Source organism: Bizionia paragorgiae (assembly GCF_900107625.1).
Lineage (GTDB): Bacteria > Bacteroidota > Bacteroidia > Flavobacteriales > Flavobacteriaceae > Bizionia > Bizionia paragorgiae.
Genome location: NZ_FNQK01000009.1, coordinates 120,360 through 138,615, shown reverse-complemented (window position 1 = coordinate 138,615; position 18,256 = coordinate 120,360). Strand labels below are relative to the sequence as shown.

The window sequence follows — 18,256 nt, the reverse complement described above, 5'->3', positions numbered from 1 at the left end:
CTTATCGCAAACCTCTACTAGGAAGGCGACGTGTTAATAATGAATTGATAATTGTATTTTCGTAAATAACGAAAAACTAGAATTAAATTACTTTAGCTTCGTTGTGAAGTAAGTTTACTAATTCATCTAAATTATCGGCATCTACTAAAGTTACCGCTCCTTTTGAAGCAGGCTTTTCAAATTTAACAGAAGACGTTTCTGTTTCAGCAGAAGTAGCTTCAACTACATTTAAAGGTTTTTTACGAGCCATCATAATACCTCTCATATTAGGAATACGTAAGTCGCTTTCTTCAACTAATCCTTTTTGTCCTCCAATAACTAAAGGTAAAGAGGTAGAAACTGTTTCTTTTCCACCGTCAATTTCTCTTATCGCCTTAGCGCTAGTACCATCAACTTCAAGACTAATACAGTTTGTTACAAAGTTAGCATCAACAAGTTCTGCTAACATTCCTGGTACCATTGCACCGTTATAATCTATAGACTCACGACCAGCAATTACTAAATCATATCCACCATCTTTTACAACTTTGGCTAATTCTTTAGCAACTTGGTAACCGTCTACCGCAGGTGTGTTAACACGAATGGCAGTATCTGCACCAATCGCTAATGCCTTACGCAATGTCGGTTCCGTTTCAGGGCCCCCAACATTAACAACATCTACACTTGCACCTTGTTTTTCTTTAAACCACATAGCACGCGTTAATCCAAACTCATCATTTGGGTTAATTACAAATTGTACACCATTGGTGTCGAATTTAGAATCACCATCTGTAAAATTAATTTTCGACGTGGTGTCTGGAACGTGACTAATACACACTAAAATTTTCATTTTCTTGTTTGTTTATAAATTGATACAATAACTAATTAATAAGTTACGAAAAGCCTATTAATTAGCTTTATTATATTTAATATTCTTTGAGGTTACGAAGTTAATTATTTTATTTCACATATTTATTATGCGTGCATAACAAATTTTAAATAAATCTTTCGGTAATAGTTTCGTTTTATTCCTATTTTTGCTTTTCAATAAAATGTTATAAATGAAAACAATTCAATTTAGAGAGGCTATTTGCGAAGCTATGAGTGAAGAAATGCGCAGAGATGAGAGCGTTTACTTAATGGGCGAGGAAGTAGCAGAATATAATGGTGCTTATAAAGCATCTAAAGGGATGTTAGACGAATTCGGAGCTAAGCGTGTTATTGATACTCCAATTGCAGAGTTAGGTTTTGCTGGAATCGCTATTGGATCTACCATGACGGGGAATAGACCTATAGTAGAATACATGACGTTTAACTTCTCTCTGGTTGGTATTGATCAAATTATAAATAACGCCGCAAAAATTAGACAAATGTCTGGAGGGCAATTTAAATGTCCTATTGTTTTTCGTGGACCAACAGCTTCTGCTGGTCAGTTAGCTGCAACACACTCTCAAGCTTTTGAAAGTTGGTTTGCTAATACTCCAGGTTTAAAAGTGGTTGTACCATCAAATCCTTACGATGCAAAAGGTCTTTTAAAATCGGCTATTCGCGATGACGATCCTGTTATTTTTATGGAAAGTGAGCAAATGTATGGTGATAAAGGTGAAGTGCCAGAAGGAGAATACACGATTCCTTTAGGCGTTGCTGAAATTAAAAGAGAAGGTACCGATGTTACTATTGTGTCTTTTGGTAAAATTATAAAAGAGGCATACATTGCTGCTGAAGAGCTTCAAAAAGAAGGTATCTCTTGTGAGATTATCGATTTAAGAACGGTAAGACCTTTAGATAAGAAAACTATTTTAGAATCGGTTAAAAAAACGAACCGCATGGTAGTTTTAGAGGAAGCATGGCCATTTGGAAATGTTTCGACAGAATTAACTTATATTGTACAAGCAGAAGCTTTTGATTATTTAGATGCTCCTATTGTAAAAATTAATACGGCAGATACACCTGCGCCATATTCTCCTGCATTATTTGCTGAATGGTTACCAAATCATGAAGAAGTAATTAAAGCTGTGAAGAAGGTGATGTATAAATAATGATAAACGATTAACGTTAAAAAACTTCATTAGCATAATTGTTGATGAAGTTTTTTTGTTTAAAGCAATACTATGAACTATAAATTAATAGCATTTTTCTTTCTCTTGGGCAGTTGGTCTGTCTTTTCTCAAGTAAAAATTAGTGGGCATATTTATGACGAAGCCAATGAGCCAGTGGCTTATGCTAATGTTTTTTTTCAGGGTACGAGTATAGGAACGATCTCCGATGAAAATGGAACTTTTTATTTAGAAGACGACGGTGATCATGATACGGTCATTATTTCTTTTGTGAGTTACGAAACGCAAACTATTCCTTTAACCAAAAAGGTTAATTATAATTTTGATATTATTTTAAAGGAGGATGTTGCCGCCTTACAAGAAGTGATTATTGTAACGGGTAAACAACCCAAAAAGAACAATCCTGCTATTGATATATTGCGTAAAATATGGGCTAATAAGCGTCAAAACGGATTAAAGCAATACAAGCAATACAAATATGATAAGTACGAGAAAGTTGAATTTGATTTAAATACCATAGATAGCGCAACTATTAATAGTAAGCTGTTTAAGGGAATGGAGTTTGTTTTTGATCAAGTCGATACCTCTAAAGTGACTGGGAAAACCTACTTGCCTATATTTATAAACGAATCTTCGAGTGAGGTTTATGGTGATAATGTTATTAAAGAAAAACGAAGCATATTAAAAGGAAATAAGAACTCCGGCTTTAGTAATAATCAGATTATTATTGACTTTATCGATGATTTGTACTCCGAATTTGATGTCTATGATAATTATTTAAAATTTTTCGATAAGAGTTTTACAAGTCCGCTGTCTAGAACAGGTATTAACACCTATAACTATGTGTTAGCTGATAGTGCTTACATTGATAATAAATGGTGTTATAATATTATTTATTACCCAAGACGTAAAAATGAGCTTACCTTTAAAGGTGATTTTTGGGTTGCCGATACTACGTTTGCTATTAAAGATATTAATCTTCAAGCATCAAAAAGTGCTAATATCAACTGGGTAAAGGAAATATATATAGAACAAGAGTTTGAGGTGCTAAACGATTCTGTATTTCTAATTAAACGCGACTATTTTATGTCGGATTTTGCCTTTAATAAAAAGGAGAAATCTCAGGGTATTTATGGGAAACGAACCACCCTCTATAATAATTATGAGTTTGATAAGAAAAAGGATCCTAAATTTTATAAGGAGAAAGTATATAGTTTCGATGAAGATTTATACAATCAAGACGATGCTTTTTGGGAAGAAAACAGAATGGAATCCTTGAGTAAAGATGAAAAAGGGGTGTACACCATGTTAGATTCTTTAAAAAAAACAAAAAAGTTTAAACGGCTTTATAATATAGGGAGCATTTTAGCTTCGGGGTATATCGAGTTCGATGAATTGAATTTAGATTACGGGTCGGTGTTCTCTACTTTTGGTTATAATGAGGTAGAAGGGGTAAGACTGCGAGCTGGTGGAAGAACCTATTTCGGTCAGAATGATTTATGGCGTGTTGAAGGCTTCACGGCATACGGATTTAAAGATAATAAGTTTAAATACGGTATTTCTGGTAAATGGCTTATCGATAAAAAGAAACGATTTATTATTTCGGGAGGAAATAGGCGTGATGTAGAACAAATAGGTGCGAGCCTAACGACTTCTACCGATGTTTTAGGACGAAGTTTAGCATCTTCTTCTGTTATTGGTACTGGGTCTAACGATAAGTTAACAAATGTAAATTTAACCACCGTTGGCTTAGAAGTAGAGCCTTTACGAAATTTTGTAATGCGTGTTAGTGGTACCTATAGGACATTAGAGTCGGCATCGCCAACTTTTAGTCTAGATTATTATACCGATGCCTCGCAAACAACTACTAAATCGGAGGTTAAACAGTATGAATCAGCGTTTACACTATCGTATTTTCCAAACCGCGAAATGACAGGGTATGGGGTAGAACGCCATGTTAAAAATTCTGATTTCCCACAATTGTTTGCACAAGTTACACGTGGAGATAAAGGGTTTATGAATAGTGATTTCGATTATACGAAACTTCAGTTTTCATATTTACAGCCTTGGGCACTGGGTGGTTTTGGCCGATTAACAACTACAGTAGAAGTAGGTAAAACCTATGGCGATGTTCCTTTGGGTTTAATGAGTGTGGTACCTGGAAATCAGACCTATTTTTCAATATATAACTCTTTTTCACAATTGGATTATTATGAATTCGTTACCGATGAGTATGCAACTTTACACGTAGAACATAATTTTAACGGACGCTTATTTTCTAGAATACCATTGCTTAAAAAGTATAATTTAAGGGCTATAGTAGGCTTTAGAGGGGTTATTGGTAATGTGTCTGATGGAAATAGATTAATTAATGCCTCAGGCTTAACCTATGTCGCTCCAAATAAAGAAGCCTACTACGAGTATAGTGTAGGTGTAGGGAATATCTTTAAAATTTTTAGAATCGACTTTAACTTTAGAGGTAATTACTTAGATGAGAACTTAAATCCAGATGCTAGACCTTTTGGGGTTACTGGAAGCTTTGGTTTTTATTTCTAAATCTTTATTTTATAATGATTGTGAATAACTAGATAATGAGATTGTTATTTAATTGAGGAAATGGGTATAAAGTTAATTTAAAACACGAATTCGAACCGTAATAACCACTATTGCTATTTTCAATCGGCCTATACAGTGTTATAAGGTAGGATTAATTGGTTTTATAGACGGAATATCATTTTAAAGGCATAAATTTTTAAATATCAAGACCTAATCGTGTCAATAATGCAAATATTTCTTGTTAAAACTTAAATGTTTAAGTATTTTTGCAGGCCGAAAATACCACTTCAGTTTAAAAGTGAACAAGTAATTATTAAAAGTAATAAATAATAAAATATGAGCCCAAAAGGAAAATTAACGTTCGACGTTTTAATAGAAATACCAAAAGGAAGTAGAAATAAATATGAGTATGATTTCGATTTAGGAAAAATCCGTTTCGATCGTATGTTATTCTCTTCAATGATGTATCCTGGAGATTATGGGTTTATTCCTGAAACTTTAGCCTTAGATGGTGATCCTTTAGACGTTTTAGTAATGGGTGCAGAGCCGACATTCCCAATGTGTGTAATGGAAGTTAAACCAATTGGTGTATTCCATATGGCTGACGAAAAAGGACCAGACGAAAAATTAGTGTGTGTGCCTGTAAGTGACCCAATCTGGAACAGCTACAACGATTTAAACGATTTAAATCCACATAGAATTAAAGAAATCACTCACTTTTTCCAAGTGTATAAAGATTTAGAAAAGAAGAAAGTTGATGTTGGTGGATGGGGAGATGCAAAAGAAGCTTACGACATCCTTAATAAATGTGTTGAGCGCTACGAAAATAGCGAGCACAAAGCTAAAGGAGACTTTAAAATATAAATACCCTAAAAACCCTTCAATACTAAAATTGAAGGGTTTTTTTTATTTTAAATAATTATTAAGGGACTCTTTAAAATTAACTTAATAATTTAAATTTGCAAATACAACTTTACTATATTTGTAGCGTGATACATCTAGGAACATTTTTATTTATTAGTGGAGCAGAAATAGCGGTTATTGTCTTGATAGTCGTTATGGTTTTTGGTGCCGATAAGATACCAGAAATAGCTCGTGGTATGGGTAAAACCATGCGAACTCTTAAAGACGCAACGAACGATATAAAAAGCGAAATCACCAAAAGTGCCGAAAATCACGGTATCGATACAAGCATCACCAAAGACATTAATTCAGAAATCAATAAAGTGAAGGATGAATTAGAAGAATTTACAGGGTCGGTTAGGCGAAAAATGTAATTCTCTGTTTATCAGGTGTCTGTTTGTTTATTTTCTAATAAAACCACTAAAAATTTGTTATTTATTTAATATCTTGATGTTTCAACCATCAAAACCATATTAAATGAGAACACATCAATTTAAATTACTAATGCTACTATTAGTAATTATGTCAGCTTGCTCTAAAGAGGACACTCAAAGTATTCACGACGAAGAACACTTACAAACAACCCAACAATCTAAGCCTTTATCTGTCGATGAGATTAATGCTTATATTGAAGATCAATTAAATCGCAATCAGACTTTCGATTGGAAGACTGTTAGCGATCATATGTTATGGAGTGCTGTGTATCATGGTAACTCTATTTTAACTATAGGTTACGGAAACGAGGGTCAAAGTTTTAGCGAACACCGCTCGGCAGCCTTAGAAACCATAAAGGAGGCTATATTAAAACGTGTAGAAACCTCAGAGTCTTACGAGAGGAGCAAAGAAAGTGTGGTAGAACATGAAATCATAAATGTGATGGATGTTAAGGTGGAAAGCTTTGAAACCATAAAACTATTACGTCAAACAAAAGGGGTTCGTTATTTAGAGCCTAATGGTTATAACCAGTATCACGTGTCAATGACCAATAGATCAAGTTCGGGATGTGATAAAAATGGAGATTATATAAATTCTGCTCATTATTCTACAATAGCACCCAACAATGCGCAAGTGTCTTGGCATTTTTATAAACATAATATTCCCCAAGCATGGAATCACAGTACCGGTTCGGGGATTACTGTGGGCTTAATCGATACCGGTGTATCGCAATCGCAAACCTTATTAAACAGTTCAGGTATTAATGATGGTTATTCTAGCGGACGTTTTGTTCAGAAATACGGTACGTTTATAGATTCTAATTGGTGGTGGTCTAATAACTACGATGGGCCTCATGATAAATGCGGACATGGGACAGCAATGGCTTCGACCATAGCAGCGCCTAGAAATGACAATGGTATGCCGGTAGGGGTTGCGTATAACTCTAACTTGGTAGCATATAGGGCAACAGAAGATGTGCTTTTAAACGATTATCATGAGCGTAAAGGTGTAAGTGCCGCATTAACACAATTGGGGAACAGGAGCGACGTTAAAATTATTTCCATGTCTATAGGGTATATGTGGTCTATAGGAAATATTAAAGACGCCGTAAAATATGCACACAGCAAAGGCAAGTTAATTTTTGCTGCCGGAGGAACGTCTACAAGCTTTACTAATGGCTATGGCGTTATTTTTCCGGCTACTATGAGTGAGACTGTCGCTGTTACTGGGGTAACCGATGGTACAACTTACGAACGTTGTGATGTGTGTCATAGCGGAAGTAAAATAGATTTTACAATTATAATGGAGGGGCATAATAATACCAGTAAAGCACCACCGGTTTTAGGATTTTATAACAACGAGCGTCGTTATACTGGTGGGTCATCGGTAGCAACTGCAACAACTGCAGGTATTGCCGCTTTAGTTTGGTCTAAGCATCCTACATGGTCACGAACACAAGTGCTAAATAAATTAAAACAGGCGTCAGAGTTTTATCCATATCGAAATTCAAGTTTTGGTTACGGAAATATTAATGCGTTACAAGCCGTTCAATAGAATAGTGGTATTTAAACCAAGCGCGTTATAAAAAAAAATCCTCTTCACCAATGAAGAGGATTTTTTTATGTTTTAATATTTTAAAACCATGTTATTTTTTTCTACTCAGTGTTAGACCGTCACGAATTGGAAGCATAACAGTTTCTACGCGATCGTCTTCCTTAAGTAAAGTGTTGTAGTCTAAAACGGCCTTAGTCATTTTGTCCTTTGGGTCTAGAGTCTGTATGACTTTCCCGCTCCATAATACATTATCCGATAAGATAATGCCTCCAGGATTTAGTCGGTCTACAATCAAATGAAAATAATTAATGTAATTATCCTTGTCAGCATCAATAAATACCAAATCAAAGGTTTTATTTAATGTAGGAATAATATCTAAAGCGTTTCCTAAATGTTGAACGATCTGTTCTCCGTATTCCGAAGCATCAAAATATTTTCTTTGAAAATCAAACAACTCCTCGTTAATATCAATAGTATCTAAAGAGCCTTCCGGTTTTAATCCTTCTGCTAAACACAAGGTAGAGTAACCGGTAAATGTTCCGATTTCAAGAATGTGTTTAGGCTGAATCAACTTCGAAATCATACTTAACACACGTCCTTGATACGGACCACTAGACATACGAGGTTGTAAAATCTTTTGAAAGGTTTCGCGAGTTAATTGTTGCAGTAATTGGGGTTCATTCTCAGAATGAGCCACTACATATTCATCGAGTTCTTCTGGTATAAAATGCATTAATTTCCTAAAATTCTATCCATTAATTTTTTCTTTTCAGCCTCATCATCACCACATAACCAACGAATCACATTGTCCTCCCAAATAGCATCATAATCGGTTTGTGTAATAATTTCACGTTCTATTGCAAGGTCTAAAATTTTTCCTGGGTACGACGATTGTTGTTCGCTTTCCATTTCCCCTAATGGATACGGATCGTCTAAGCCCATAATGACCTGTTTTGACCCTTGATTACCTAACAAAAGTTCTAAAGACCCGGTGTCGTGAACCAGCGTATCGAAAAATATGTTTTTGTGTCCAACAGCTTTTCGTGGGTGGTGTTTGCCTTCAAATAAATCAGGTCTACCATCAAAACCTTGAATACGACGCCCTAAATTAATTTGTGCTAACTGTCCGCCGTGAGCAAAACACGTTCTCATATTTGGGTATTTATCTTGATATCCGTTTAAGGTTAAAAAATGATAAGCATCAGCACATTGTGCTAACATCCAAATCAAGTGAAAACGCCATGATGTGTTTTCTAATTTTATAAACTTTTCACCGTCGTAAGGGTGAATTTCAACAGCTAAGTTGTATTTGTTAGCCAGTTCAAAAATAGGCTCGTTTTCTTCATCAAAAATACAACGCCAAGTACCAATCGTATCCATGTAGTGCGTTGGCAAGCAAAGTAAACGCATGTCTAATTCTTCCACACAACGCTCGATTTCCCAACAAGCTCCGCGAACAAAACCGGGGTGGACTACAAACCCACTGGTAAATTTACTCGGATTCTCATGCTGTACTTTGGCATTAAAATCATTTTGAAAACGTAGGGCTTGCTTCATTTCTTCTACACGCAAGCCATTACCATATAACTGGGATAGGTTTAAAATTACCGCATGATCAATTTTAAAACGCTCCATCCACGCTAGTTTTTCATCTAAGAAAAAACTAGAATCCGTTACTGGGCGACTCCAGTCTTTTTGAAGCATGTATTTCCGATCATTATCCACCCAAAAAATTTCTTTGTCCTTCATGAATTGAGGGATTTCTTCCGGGTAAGGTAAAAGGTGTGAATGACCGTTAATTCTAAGTTTACGTTTCATATATATGGACCTGAAAGCTCAGGAATCTTTTAAAAATTAATTCTGAATACACAGAAAATTGCTATGTGTATAATGGTGTGTTATATAGAGATAGCAGACTAACTACTTTATTTTTACTGGTTTTGGTGCTGCCATGATTTCTCCGCAATTCGGACAAGAACGCTTGTCTTTATCACTGTAATACGCATCGAAAATCTTTGGCATATCAGTTTCAATGTTTTCTACCGTAAAATCTTCTTCATATAATTTTGTGGTACAATTCTCACAAAACCATAGTAAAGCATCACGCATGCCTTCTGGGCGTTTGTACTCTATAACCAATCCAACAGTATTTGCTTCTCGTTGAGGTGAATGAGGTACTTTTGGAGGTAATAAATAGATGTCTCCTTCTTTAATATGAACGTCTTTTGGCGTGCCATTATCAATAATTTTAAGCACCATATCACCTTCTACCTGGTAAAAGAATTCTGGTGTTTCATTATAGTGATAGTCTTTTCGGCTATTTGGCCCACCAACAACCATCACAATAAAATCGCCATCTTTCCAAACGACTTTATTACCTACTGGCGGCTTTAAAAGGTGTCTGTTTTCTTCTATCCAAGCCTTAAAATTTAAAGGCGATACTAAATTATTCATGGTTTTATATTTTTGGCGTTCCCCTGTCGGGTCAGGCTTTCAGCTCTATCTTTTTTTGGTCTCCAAGCTTGCGCTGGTAGATCCTAAAAAAGGATGCCGCTTCAATCCTTAACGCGGATTTTGGTATTAAAATTAAGCATAATTCTACAAATCAAGAAACGATTGTAGTTGCTTTTATAACGATTTTGTTCTTCCGCCATCAACAGGAAGATTGATACCGTTTATATAACTTGCTGCTTCACTAGTTAAGAAGGTAACCGCATTGGCAATTTCTTCTGGTTTAGCAAATCGTTTTGCAGGAACTGCACTTTTCATCGCGTTGCTCGCTTCGTCAATACTAACTCCGGTTTTTGCCGATTTATTTTTAATAATTTCTTCCAAACGCTCTGTCCCTGTTGCTCCTGGTAACACATTGTTTACGGTAATTCCAAAGCCACCCAATTCATTGGCAAGAGTCTTACTCCAATTGGCAACCGCACCGCGAATGGTGTTGCTTACTCCTAATCCGTCTAAAGGTTGTTTTACCGATGTCGAAATGATATTAACAATACGTCCGTATCCTTCCGATTTCATAAACGGTACAACGGCTTGTGCTAAGACGTGGTTGCATTTTAAATGCTGTGTAAATGCGCTTTCAAACTCATCTAATTCTGCAGAAAATACAGGGCCTCCTTTAGGTCCTCCCGTATTATTTACCAAAATATGAAAGCCATTATTTGCAGTGATAAATTCAGATACTTTTGTTTTTAAAGTTTCTGGGTTTGAAAAATCAGCAACAATATAACTGTGGTTTCTGTGTTGAGGTAATTCCGCCAAAACGGCTTTTAATTTTTCTTCATTTCTCGCAATTAAAGTGACATTTACACCTTCTTCAGCTAGCGCTATAGCAGTTGCTTTTCCTATTCCCGCTGTGCTTCCGCAAACTAGTGCGTTTTTATTATTTAAGTTTAAGTTCATAATTTCTCCTGCGTTGGCAGGAACCTTTTTAATGGTTAATTATTATTTGTGTTCGAAACTTTTGAGAATACCATCATTTCATTGATTTTTAATGCTAAACTCCTTTCCTGTTGTTACAAAACTAAAAGTGTTTATTGCTTATGTTTTGAGTAGGCAACAGTGTTTCGTTTTTATCATTTTTATTTACAGCGTCTGCCATATAAAATAATCGATTTCAATAGTTTAGTAATACTAACTATAATATATTTCAATTACAACGAGAGTATGCCAACTGATGTGTATAGTAACTTTATCGTTGTTATTCATGAGATTCCTGCTTATGCAGGAATGGCTTAATACTTTATACACACATTCTTAGCTTCTGTAAAAAAGCGTAAGGCTTCAAAACCACCTTCACGGCCAACACCACTCGCTTTTACGCCACCAAAAGGCGTTCGTAAATCGCGCATCATCCACGTGTTTACCCAAACAATTCCTGCTTGTAATTGATTGCTTAGTTTCATAGTGCGCTTTAAGTTGTTTGTCCATAGGGTTGCCGACAAACCATACTTTACTTTATTGGCCATTTCAAGGACCTCGTCTTCTGTGGTAAATGGCATAATAGTAACTACCGGTCCGAAAATCTCTTCTTGATTCACACGACAGTCATCCGAAGCGACTTCTATCACCGTCGGTTCTAAATAGTAGCCATTTTCGTAGCCTTTTACAGTAACCTTATTACCGCCACAAAGGACTGTGCCCTTTTCATTTTTAGCGATATCAATATAGTTCATTACCTTCTCAAGATGCGGTTTAGAAACTAATGCACCTATATCTGTTGCATCATCCGATGGGTGTCCTACTTTTAATGCTGATACCTTAGCTACAAAATCTTTTTTAAACTGCTCGTAGATAGTTGCTTCTACAAAAATGCGACTTCCACATAAGCAAATCTGTCCTTGATTGGCGAATGATGAGCGCACCGTAGTATTCAACATATCCTCGTAATCGCAATCGGCAAAAATGATATTTGGGTTTTTACCACCTAATTCTAGAGATAATTTTTTAAACATAGGTGCAGCGACACGTGCAATATGCGCTCCTGTTGCCGTCCCTCCAGTAAATGAAATGGCTTTGATTTCTGGGTGCTCTACAATGGCTTGACCTGTAGAGGTTCCTAAGCCATGAACAATATTTAAAACTCCTTTTGGTAAACCAGCCGCGTTACAAATCTCACCTAATAGGTAAGCCGTCAAAGGTGTGACTTCGCTTGGTTTGGCAACAACACAATTACCGGCAGCAATGGCCGGGGCAATTTTCCAAGTAAATAAATACAAAGGTAGATTCCAAGGTGAAATACACCCTACAACACCTATGGGCTGACGCAACGTATAATTAACGGCGTCGTGACCAATACTTTCGTGACTTTCGCTAGCGAATTGCGTAATGGCATTACCGAAAAAACGGAAATTACTCGCCGCTCTCGGTATGTCTACCGCCTTAGCTAAACTTATAGGTTTACCATTGTCTTTACTTTCGGCTTCTGCAAAGCGATCTAAATGGGCTTCTAACAACTCTGAAATCTTAATAAGAATACGACTACGTGTTTCTAAAGTGGTTTTCGACCAAGTAGGAAAGGCGTCCTTTGCCGCGCTATATGCCGCAGCAACATCTGCTTTAGAAGAATTTGGTATTTTTCCGTAAATAGCACCGGTAGCAGGACAATAATTATCTATCCAATTTGTGTCTATAGGGTCTAGAAATTGGCCGTTTATGTAGTTCTGTATCGTCATTAAAATTTTGATTTTAGTCGGTTAAAGACTTTGTTTTAAACTGCTTATTGTTTTTTATAAGCCATGACCTTGATTTCTACAACCAAATCGGGATGGGGTAATTGATGTACGGCAACCGTTGTACGTGTTGGCCCGTCTTCCTTACTAAAAAACTCTGCATAGGCTTTGTTATACCCAGCAAAGTCATTCATATTAACAAGAAAAGAAGTCACATCAACAACATCTTTTAAAGTCGCCCCTTCCTTAGCTAAGTTTCTTTCTATGTTTTTTATTACTTCACGAGTTTGTACTTCTGCATTTAAGCGTTTTGTACCCATTTCATCTATAATATCCACTCCTGCGATGCTGTTATCTGGGCGTCTAGAACTGGTTCCGGACACGAAAATAAAATCGCCTACGCGTTTAGTAATAGGGTAGGCCCCGCGTGGGGTTACTTTTTTTGATTCGTCTGCTGTATCTTGATTTTTCATTGGTATATTATTTTAAACCTGCCACCCTATCGTCTTCTAGAATGTTTTCGGTTTCTTTTTGTACTTGTAATAAGGTGTTTTTTAATGACTTTGTAGAGAGGTCTAACGGTGTTTTTATGACACCATCGGCTAACATATTCAAAATGGCTTTATCTTGCGCGCGACCTTTTAACATCGCTTCGCGGTAACCTATGTTTTCATTAAAGGTTACTAACGAATATTTTGAAGAATAGTCGTTAGGGAATTCTTTTTCAAAAGCCATTTCTAGATTCCTTTTCTCTCTAAAGTCAGCGTGGTTTACATGACCTTTCATTTCATGAAAGTTGTCTATAGCCAAATCCGCAATAGCATCGGTATCTTGTTTACGCGATTTTTCGTAAGCTTCAAAAACCTGCTCCCAAGACCCATAATCTTTATCTAAAAACTTATCAAACTCAACAACATCTTCAAAAGACGCGTTCATCCCTTGTCCGTAAAATGGCACAATAGCATGAGCGGCATCTCCCAACAGAATCGTTTTTCCTTTATAATGCCATGGAGAACATTTTACTGTTCCTAATGGTGACGTCGGGTTATCAAAGAAGTCATCGATAAGGTTTGGCATGAGTTCTAAAGCATCCTTAAAATATTTTTCAAAGAATTCTAAAACGCGTTCTTTTGTTGTTAGGTTGTTAAAGTTGTATTCCCCTTCAGCGTAGCTTAAAAATAAAGTAACCGTAAAGCTACCATCTAAATTTGGTAAAGCAATAAGCATAAAATCGCCGCGACCCCATATATGCAGAGCGTTTTTATAGGTTTTATACCCGTTGTTTTCTGCGGGTAGAATGCTTAACTCTTTATAGCCGTGCGTAAGATAATCTTGTAAAAAACTGAATAGGAACTTATTTTCTAAATAATAACTTTTTCTTAAAGCAGAACCAGCACCATCGGTACCAAAAATAACATCGGCAGATTTAGTGGATTCTTCTTTGGTTTCGTAGTTATAGAAATGTGAGATGCCGTTTTCGAAATCTACAGAGCGACACTCGTAATTAAAATGAATACTTACATTTGGTAAGGCTTCAGCCTCATCTAAGAGCAAACTATTTAAGTCTCCACGTGAAATGGAGTTAATAAACTCGTGTTCGCGACCACTGTAAGGCGCTAGAATTGTATTGCCTTCGGTATCGTGAAGCATGCGGCCGTTCATAGGAATACAAAGCGGTTGCACTTTATGTTGTATGCCTACCAAATCCATAGCTGAAAACCCACGGTCTGAAAGTGCTAAATTTATGGAGCGCCCGGCAGAAATATCTACTTTGCGCAAGTCGGGACGTTTTTCGAAAACGGTAACATTGTAGCCTCGTTGACCTAAGCGCAGCGCTAATAAAGAGCCACAAAGTCCGGCACCAATAATTTGTATGTTTTTTTCCTTAATCATTTAAAATAGTTTTCAGTTTTTCGACCATTAAATAGACGTCTTGATATGAATTGTATAGCGGAATTGGGGCACAACGAATAACATCGGGCTCTCTCCAATCGCTAATCACCCCTGAAGCAGTTAATTTATCGTGTAGACTACGGTCTGCATTTTTCACTTGTATTGATAATTGGCAGCCACGTTCTTCAGGATTCGTAGGTGTAATTATTTTTATGTCGGTATTGTTTAATTCGTTTAATAAAAACTCGAAATAGCCAGTAATATGTTTCGATTTTTTGGTCAGTTTTTCCATGCCTACTTCATTAAACATATCGGCAGACGCTTTAATTGCTGCCATAGATAGAATAGGAGGATTACTTAATTGCCAACCTTCGGCACCAGCCAAAGCATCAAATTCACCACGCATATTAAAACGGGTTTCTTTATTGTGACTCCACCATCCTGTAAAGCGGTTTAATTCTTTATTGTGCGCGTGTCTTTCATGAACAAAACAACCTCCTAAACTACCAGGACCTGAGTTCATATATTTATAGGTACACCACACTGCAAAATCGGCACCCGAATCGTGAAGGTTTAATGCCACATTTCCTGCACCGTGAGCACAGTCAAATCCGACTTTGCAACCGTATTGATGACCTAAAGCAGCAATGCGTTTTAAATCGAAATACTGACCAGTATAATAATTAACACCGCCAATCATTATCAGTGCTATTTCATCGCCTTGGGCTTCTAAAATGGCTTCTAAATCTTCATAACGAGCTAATTCTTCTCCTGGACGAGGAGACCAAAGCACTAATCCGTCTTTATCGTCGTATCCGTGGTGACGTAATTGTGATTCTACAGCATACTTATCGCTAGGAAAGGCATCCGACTCAATTAAAATTTTATGACGTTTTGCTGTGGGTTTGTAAAAACTAACCATCATTAAGTGAAGGTTTGTTGTCAACGTATTCATAACCACCACCTCTATAGGTTTAGCACCTACAACTTTGGCCATGCTTTCGGTTAAAAACTCGTGGTAAGGTAACCATGGGTTTTTGGCGTCTGTATGACCTTCGACACCGAGATTGGCCCAGTCTTCAAGCTCTTGGTTAATATAGTCCTTGGTGGCCTTTGGTTGTAGACCTAAAGAGTTTCCACAGAGATAAATAAGGTCATTTCCATTCTTATCTTTGGGTATGTGAAATTGATTTCTATAGTGTGATAGTTCGTCTTCTTTGTCTAATTGCTTAGCGTAATCAAGACCTAATTGGTAGTTGGACAACATGTATTATTTTTTGGTTTCCAACAAAAATAAGGATTAATAATTTAGTAGAGAAGCAATTTTAAATTTCTAAAGCGATTTAGAAACCACCTTAATATTGGTGAAGTTCAGGTTCCAATTTTCACCTGATTTTTTATGAGATTTTGCGATTTTTAAGCCATTAAAAGTTTCGTATTCCTCCCAGGTTGTGGTTAATGAGGGTTCCGACTGATTTCCTTTTCGGTAAATCCATTCTTTAATTAGGTAGTCGTCGCCATAGAAAAGGTCATAGGCATCACCAGGAGTGTAACCGCCATCTTCGGAGTAGGTTAGCGTAATTTTATTTAAAGAGTCTTTGCAAATTGGGGCGATTTCCTTTGTTGATTTAGAAATAGATATGCCCTCATCCCACACCAAATTAAAAGGTGCTAAGAGCCAAAATTTGTCATTAATAAATTTTTGGTCTATGGTTTTCAACAGGCTGTCCATCGCTTGTCGGTTATAGCTAATGTGTTCACCAGTTGACTTTGTATGTGTTACTCTGTTTTCTTTAGGGAACCATTTCCATTGCCGTTCAAAATGCATAGAATCGGTATCGACATTAAAAGTAAAGTGAATCTCGTTAACTGAATCCCACTGTTGATACCCGTTAGCATTTGCAATTTTCTCTGCTACCGTTAGCTCTTGAGGGGTGGTGGTTTCCGATTGGTTTTTTACGTTTTGATCATCTTTACAAGATGAAAAGTAAAGTGTAAGGCAAAAAAATAAAACATATTTAGTCATAGCACACAATATTTATAGCAAAGTTAGGTAATGTCTATAAAACACGAAGTGCTTTTACCGGTGGTAAAAGCACTTCAAATATATATAGGCGCATAAAGCGGAATAGTTGTTTATTAGATATACGAGTAAAAACAGTAACTTGGATGTTTTAAAAGAAAAAAATGAAAGATTTATCAAAATATTTTGAAACCAATAAGGCAACATGGAATGCTAAAGTAAAAGCACATGCATCATCTAATATGTATGATTTGAAAGCATTTAAGGAAGGGGAGTCTTCATTAAATCAGTATGAATTACATGCCTTAGGAACGGTTAAAAATAAAAGTCTATTGCATTTGCAATGTCATTTTGGTCAAGATACTTTAAGTTGGAGCCGCTTGGGGGCGAAATGTGTTGGTGTGGATATTAGTGATGAAGGTATAAAATTAGCACAGCAACTTAACACGGAATTACAGCTAGATGCCCAGTTTGTCTGTTGTAACGTGTTGGAAACTTCAAAATATATATCGGATACTTTTGATATTGTGTTTACCAGTTATGGCGTTATTGGTTGGTTGCCAGATTTAAAACCTTGGGGACAAATGATAGCAGAGCGTCTTAAACATGGGGGGACGTTTTATATGGTGGAGTTTCATCCTATCGTTTGGATGTTCGATTATTTAGAAGGTAAACCTATTATGAAGTATGGTTATATGCAAGAGGAGGTTATCTATGAGGAATATGAAGGCACTTATGCCGATACCGAGCATAAAATGATTAGTAAAGAATACGGATGGAATCACGGTTTAAGCGAAGTGGTCAACGCGCTAACTTCGGCAGGATTACATGTAGAGTACTTAAATGAATATCATGAAACCCCTTATAATGTGCTGCCAAATTTGGTGAGAATGACATCGGGAAATTATGCAACAGAAAAACCGTTATATCCTTTAACCTTTGAAATTAAAGCCACAAAAGGTTAGTGGTTTTTCTTTAAAATCTCAGGCATACTGGCTTGAAAACGCTTTAATCTTGGTATAGATACGTTTTTTATATAACTGTTATTAGGGTGTAGTCTTTCGTAATCTTGATGATAGTCTTCTGCAACCCAAAACTTCTGAAACGGATAGACCTCGGCAGCCACCGGTTTACCTAATTTTTTAGAAAGAGCTTCTTTTTTATCTAGAATCAGTGATTTTTGTTCAGTGTTTTGGTAGAAAATAATAGAGCGGTATTGCGAACCTATATCTGGACCTTGGCCGTTAACTTGTGTTGGATTTTGAGAAGCGAAATAGACGTCGATTAGCGTGCTAAAATTTACAATTTTAGGGTTGTAGATAACCTCCACAGCTTCGGCGTGTCCTGTTCTTCCTGTGTTACTAGATTCGTATGTTGGATATTTAGTATGTCCTCCAGCGTAACCACTAATAACCTCACTAACTCCATTAACACTTTCATATATGGCTTCTACACACCAAAAACAACCACTTGCAAAATAGGCACGTTCCATTCCATTTTCTGAAGGCACAGAAACTGGGGCTGCCATTTGAACAGCATTTTGTTTCGCGTTGAGCTCCTTATTTTGTGCTTTGTTTTGGCAACTTAACAGTAGTGTGATGAATAATATAGGAATCATTTTTTTCATAGCTGAGCGGTTTTGATTTAGTTAGTCGCTCTAAAGAGGGATTCCTTAG

The 18,256-nt window shown here is 36.5% G+C and carries 17 protein-coding genes; 6 read left to right on the top strand and 11 right to left on the bottom strand.

The window, feature by feature from the left end; translation table 11 throughout:
- Positions 1–82: 82 nt before the first annotated feature.
- Positions 83–829 (bottom strand): electron transfer flavoprotein subunit beta/FixA family protein, encoded by a 747-nt coding sequence (locus BLV64_RS08480; protein ID WP_092134009.1) that lies wholly within the window; start codon positions 827–829, stop codon positions 83–85.
- Between the two features lie 211 nt (positions 830–1,040).
- Between BLV64_RS08480 and BLV64_RS08475 the strand changes: the two genes are divergently transcribed.
- The 5 genes from BLV64_RS08475 to BLV64_RS08455 all read left to right on the top strand — a co-directional run bounded on the left by BLV64_RS08475 (position 1,041) and on the right by BLV64_RS08455 (position 7,484).
- Entirely contained in the window at positions 1,041–2,018 is a 978-nt protein-coding gene (locus tag BLV64_RS08475; RefSeq protein WP_092134007.1) for a pyruvate dehydrogenase complex E1 component subunit beta, read from the top strand.
- 72 nt (positions 2,019–2,090) lie between these two features.
- Positions 2,091–4,592 carry a DUF5686 and carboxypeptidase-like regulatory domain-containing protein gene (locus tag BLV64_RS08470; RefSeq protein WP_092134005.1) on the top strand — a complete coding sequence of 834 codons (2,502 nt, stop codon included), beginning with the start codon at positions 2,091–2,093 and terminating at the stop codon, positions 4,590–4,592.
- 336 nt (positions 4,593–4,928) lie between these two features.
- On the top strand, positions 4,929–5,456 hold the full coding sequence (locus BLV64_RS08465; protein ID WP_092134003.1) for an inorganic diphosphatase: 528 nt from the start codon (positions 4,929–4,931) through the stop codon (positions 5,454–5,456).
- Between the two features lie 125 nt (positions 5,457–5,581).
- Positions 5,582–5,869 carry a Sec-independent protein translocase subunit TatA/TatB gene (locus BLV64_RS08460; RefSeq protein WP_092134001.1) on the top strand — a complete coding sequence of 96 codons (288 nt, stop codon included), beginning with the start codon at positions 5,582–5,584 and terminating at the stop codon, positions 5,867–5,869.
- A gap of 103 nt (positions 5,870–5,972) precedes the next feature.
- Positions 5,973–7,484 carry a S8 family peptidase gene (locus tag BLV64_RS08455; RefSeq protein ID WP_092133999.1) on the top strand — a complete coding sequence of 504 codons (1,512 nt, stop codon included), beginning with the start codon at positions 5,973–5,975 and terminating at the stop codon, positions 7,482–7,484.
- A 91-nt stretch (positions 7,485–7,575) separates the two neighbouring features.
- Here BLV64_RS08455 and BLV64_RS08450 read toward each other — a convergent pair whose 3' ends face one another.
- The 9 genes from BLV64_RS08450 to BLV64_RS08410 form a co-directional block, all read right to left on the bottom strand.
- Entirely contained in the window at positions 7,576–8,217 is a 642-nt protein-coding gene (locus BLV64_RS08450; RefSeq protein WP_092133997.1) for an O-methyltransferase, read from the bottom strand.
- Positions 8,217–9,302, bottom strand: coding sequence for an amidohydrolase family protein (locus tag BLV64_RS08445; protein WP_092133995.1), 1,086 nt, complete (start codon positions 9,300–9,302; stop codon positions 8,217–8,219). The genes BLV64_RS08450 and BLV64_RS08445 overlap by 1 nt, the downstream gene beginning before the upstream one ends.
- 102 nt (positions 9,303–9,404) lie before the next feature.
- A complete protein-coding gene (locus tag BLV64_RS08440; protein ID WP_092133993.1) occupies positions 9,405–9,938 on the bottom strand; it encodes a 3-hydroxyanthranilate 3,4-dioxygenase in 534 nt (177 codons plus the stop codon).
- A 174-nt stretch (positions 9,939–10,112) separates the two neighbouring features.
- Complete coding sequence (locus BLV64_RS08435; RefSeq protein ID WP_092133991.1) at positions 10,113–10,895, bottom strand: SDR family oxidoreductase; 783 nt, start codon at positions 10,893–10,895, stop codon at positions 10,113–10,115.
- 332 nt (positions 10,896–11,227) lie between these two features.
- Entirely contained in the window at positions 11,228–12,667 is a 1,440-nt protein-coding gene (locus BLV64_RS08430) for an aldehyde dehydrogenase (protein ID WP_092133988.1), read from the bottom strand.
- Positions 12,668–12,711: 44 nt separating this feature from the next.
- Complete coding sequence (locus BLV64_RS08425; protein ID WP_092133986.1) at positions 12,712–13,137, bottom strand: RidA family protein; 426 nt, start codon at positions 13,135–13,137, stop codon at positions 12,712–12,714.
- 7 nt (positions 13,138–13,144) lie between these two features.
- Entirely contained in the window at positions 13,145–14,557 is a 1,413-nt protein-coding gene (locus tag BLV64_RS08420; protein WP_092133984.1) for an FAD-dependent oxidoreductase, read from the bottom strand.
- Complete coding sequence (kynU, locus tag BLV64_RS08415) at positions 14,550–15,824, bottom strand: kynureninase (RefSeq protein ID WP_394332346.1); 1,275 nt, start codon at positions 15,822–15,824, stop codon at positions 14,550–14,552. Before kynU ends, BLV64_RS08420 begins: the two co-directional genes overlap by 8 nt.
- A gap of 66 nt (positions 15,825–15,890) precedes the next feature.
- The gene (locus BLV64_RS08410) at positions 15,891–16,583 is read right to left on the bottom strand and encodes a hypothetical protein (RefSeq protein ID WP_092133982.1); all 693 of its coding nucleotides are present in this window, start codon (positions 16,581–16,583) and stop codon (positions 15,891–15,893) included.
- Between the two features lie 161 nt (positions 16,584–16,744).
- Between BLV64_RS08410 and BLV64_RS08405 the strand changes: the two genes are divergently transcribed.
- Positions 16,745–17,545 (top strand): class I SAM-dependent methyltransferase, encoded by an 801-nt coding sequence (locus BLV64_RS08405; RefSeq protein ID WP_092133980.1) that lies wholly within the window; start codon positions 16,745–16,747, stop codon positions 17,543–17,545.
- Here BLV64_RS08405 and msrA read toward each other — a convergent pair.
- Positions 17,542–18,207, bottom strand: a complete 666-nt coding sequence (msrA, locus tag BLV64_RS08400; protein ID WP_092133978.1) for a peptide-methionine (S)-S-oxide reductase MsrA — start codon at positions 18,205–18,207, stop codon at positions 17,542–17,544. The two genes, BLV64_RS08405 and msrA, sit on opposite strands and share 4 nt — an antisense overlap.
- Positions 18,208–18,256 lie beyond the last annotated feature (49 nt).

Coding starts and splice junctions, on each gene's coding strand:
- BLV64_RS08480 (WP_092134009.1), bottom strand. CDS start 829: ATGAAAATTTTAGTGTGTATTAGTCACGTTCCAGACACCACGTCGAAA.
- BLV64_RS08475 (WP_092134007.1), top strand. CDS start 1,041: ATGAAAACAATTCAATTTAGAGAGGCTATTTGCGAAGCTATGAGTGAA.
- BLV64_RS08470 (WP_092134005.1), top strand. CDS start 2,091: ATGAACTATAAATTAATAGCATTTTTCTTTCTCTTGGGCAGTTGGTCT.
- BLV64_RS08465 (WP_092134003.1), top strand. CDS start 4,929: ATGAGCCCAAAAGGAAAATTAACGTTCGACGTTTTAATAGAAATACCA.
- BLV64_RS08455 (WP_092133999.1), top strand. CDS start 5,973: ATGAGAACACATCAATTTAAATTACTAATGCTACTATTAGTAATTATG.
- BLV64_RS08450 (WP_092133997.1), bottom strand. CDS start 8,217: ATGCATTTTATACCAGAAGAACTCGATGAATATGTAGTGGCTCATTCT.
- BLV64_RS08445 (WP_092133995.1), bottom strand. CDS start 9,302: ATGAAACGTAAACTTAGAATTAACGGTCATTCACACCTTTTACCTTAC.
- BLV64_RS08440 (WP_092133993.1), bottom strand. CDS start 9,938: ATGAATAATTTAGTATCGCCTTTAAATTTTAAGGCTTGGATAGAAGAA.
- BLV64_RS08435 (WP_092133991.1), bottom strand. CDS start 10,895: ATGAACTTAAACTTAAATAATAAAAACGCACTAGTTTGCGGAAGCACA.
- BLV64_RS08430 (WP_092133988.1), bottom strand. CDS start 12,667: ATGACGATACAGAACTACATAAACGGCCAATTTCTAGACCCTATAGAC.
- BLV64_RS08425 (WP_092133986.1), bottom strand. CDS start 13,137: ATGAAAAATCAAGATACAGCAGACGAATCAAAAAAAGTAACCCCACGC.
- BLV64_RS08420 (WP_092133984.1), bottom strand. CDS start 14,557: ATGATTAAGGAAAAAAACATACAAATTATTGGTGCCGGACTTTGTGGC.
- kynU (WP_394332346.1), bottom strand. CDS start 15,824: ATGTTGTCCAACTACCAATTAGGTCTTGATTACGCTAAGCAATTAGAC.
- BLV64_RS08410 (WP_092133982.1), bottom strand. CDS start 16,583: ATGACTAAATATGTTTTATTTTTTTGCCTTACACTTTACTTTTCATCT.
- BLV64_RS08405 (WP_092133980.1), top strand. CDS start 16,745: ATGAAAGATTTATCAAAATATTTTGAAACCAATAAGGCAACATGGAAT.
- msrA (WP_092133978.1), bottom strand. CDS start 18,207: ATGAAAAAAATGATTCCTATATTATTCATCACACTACTGTTAAGTTGC.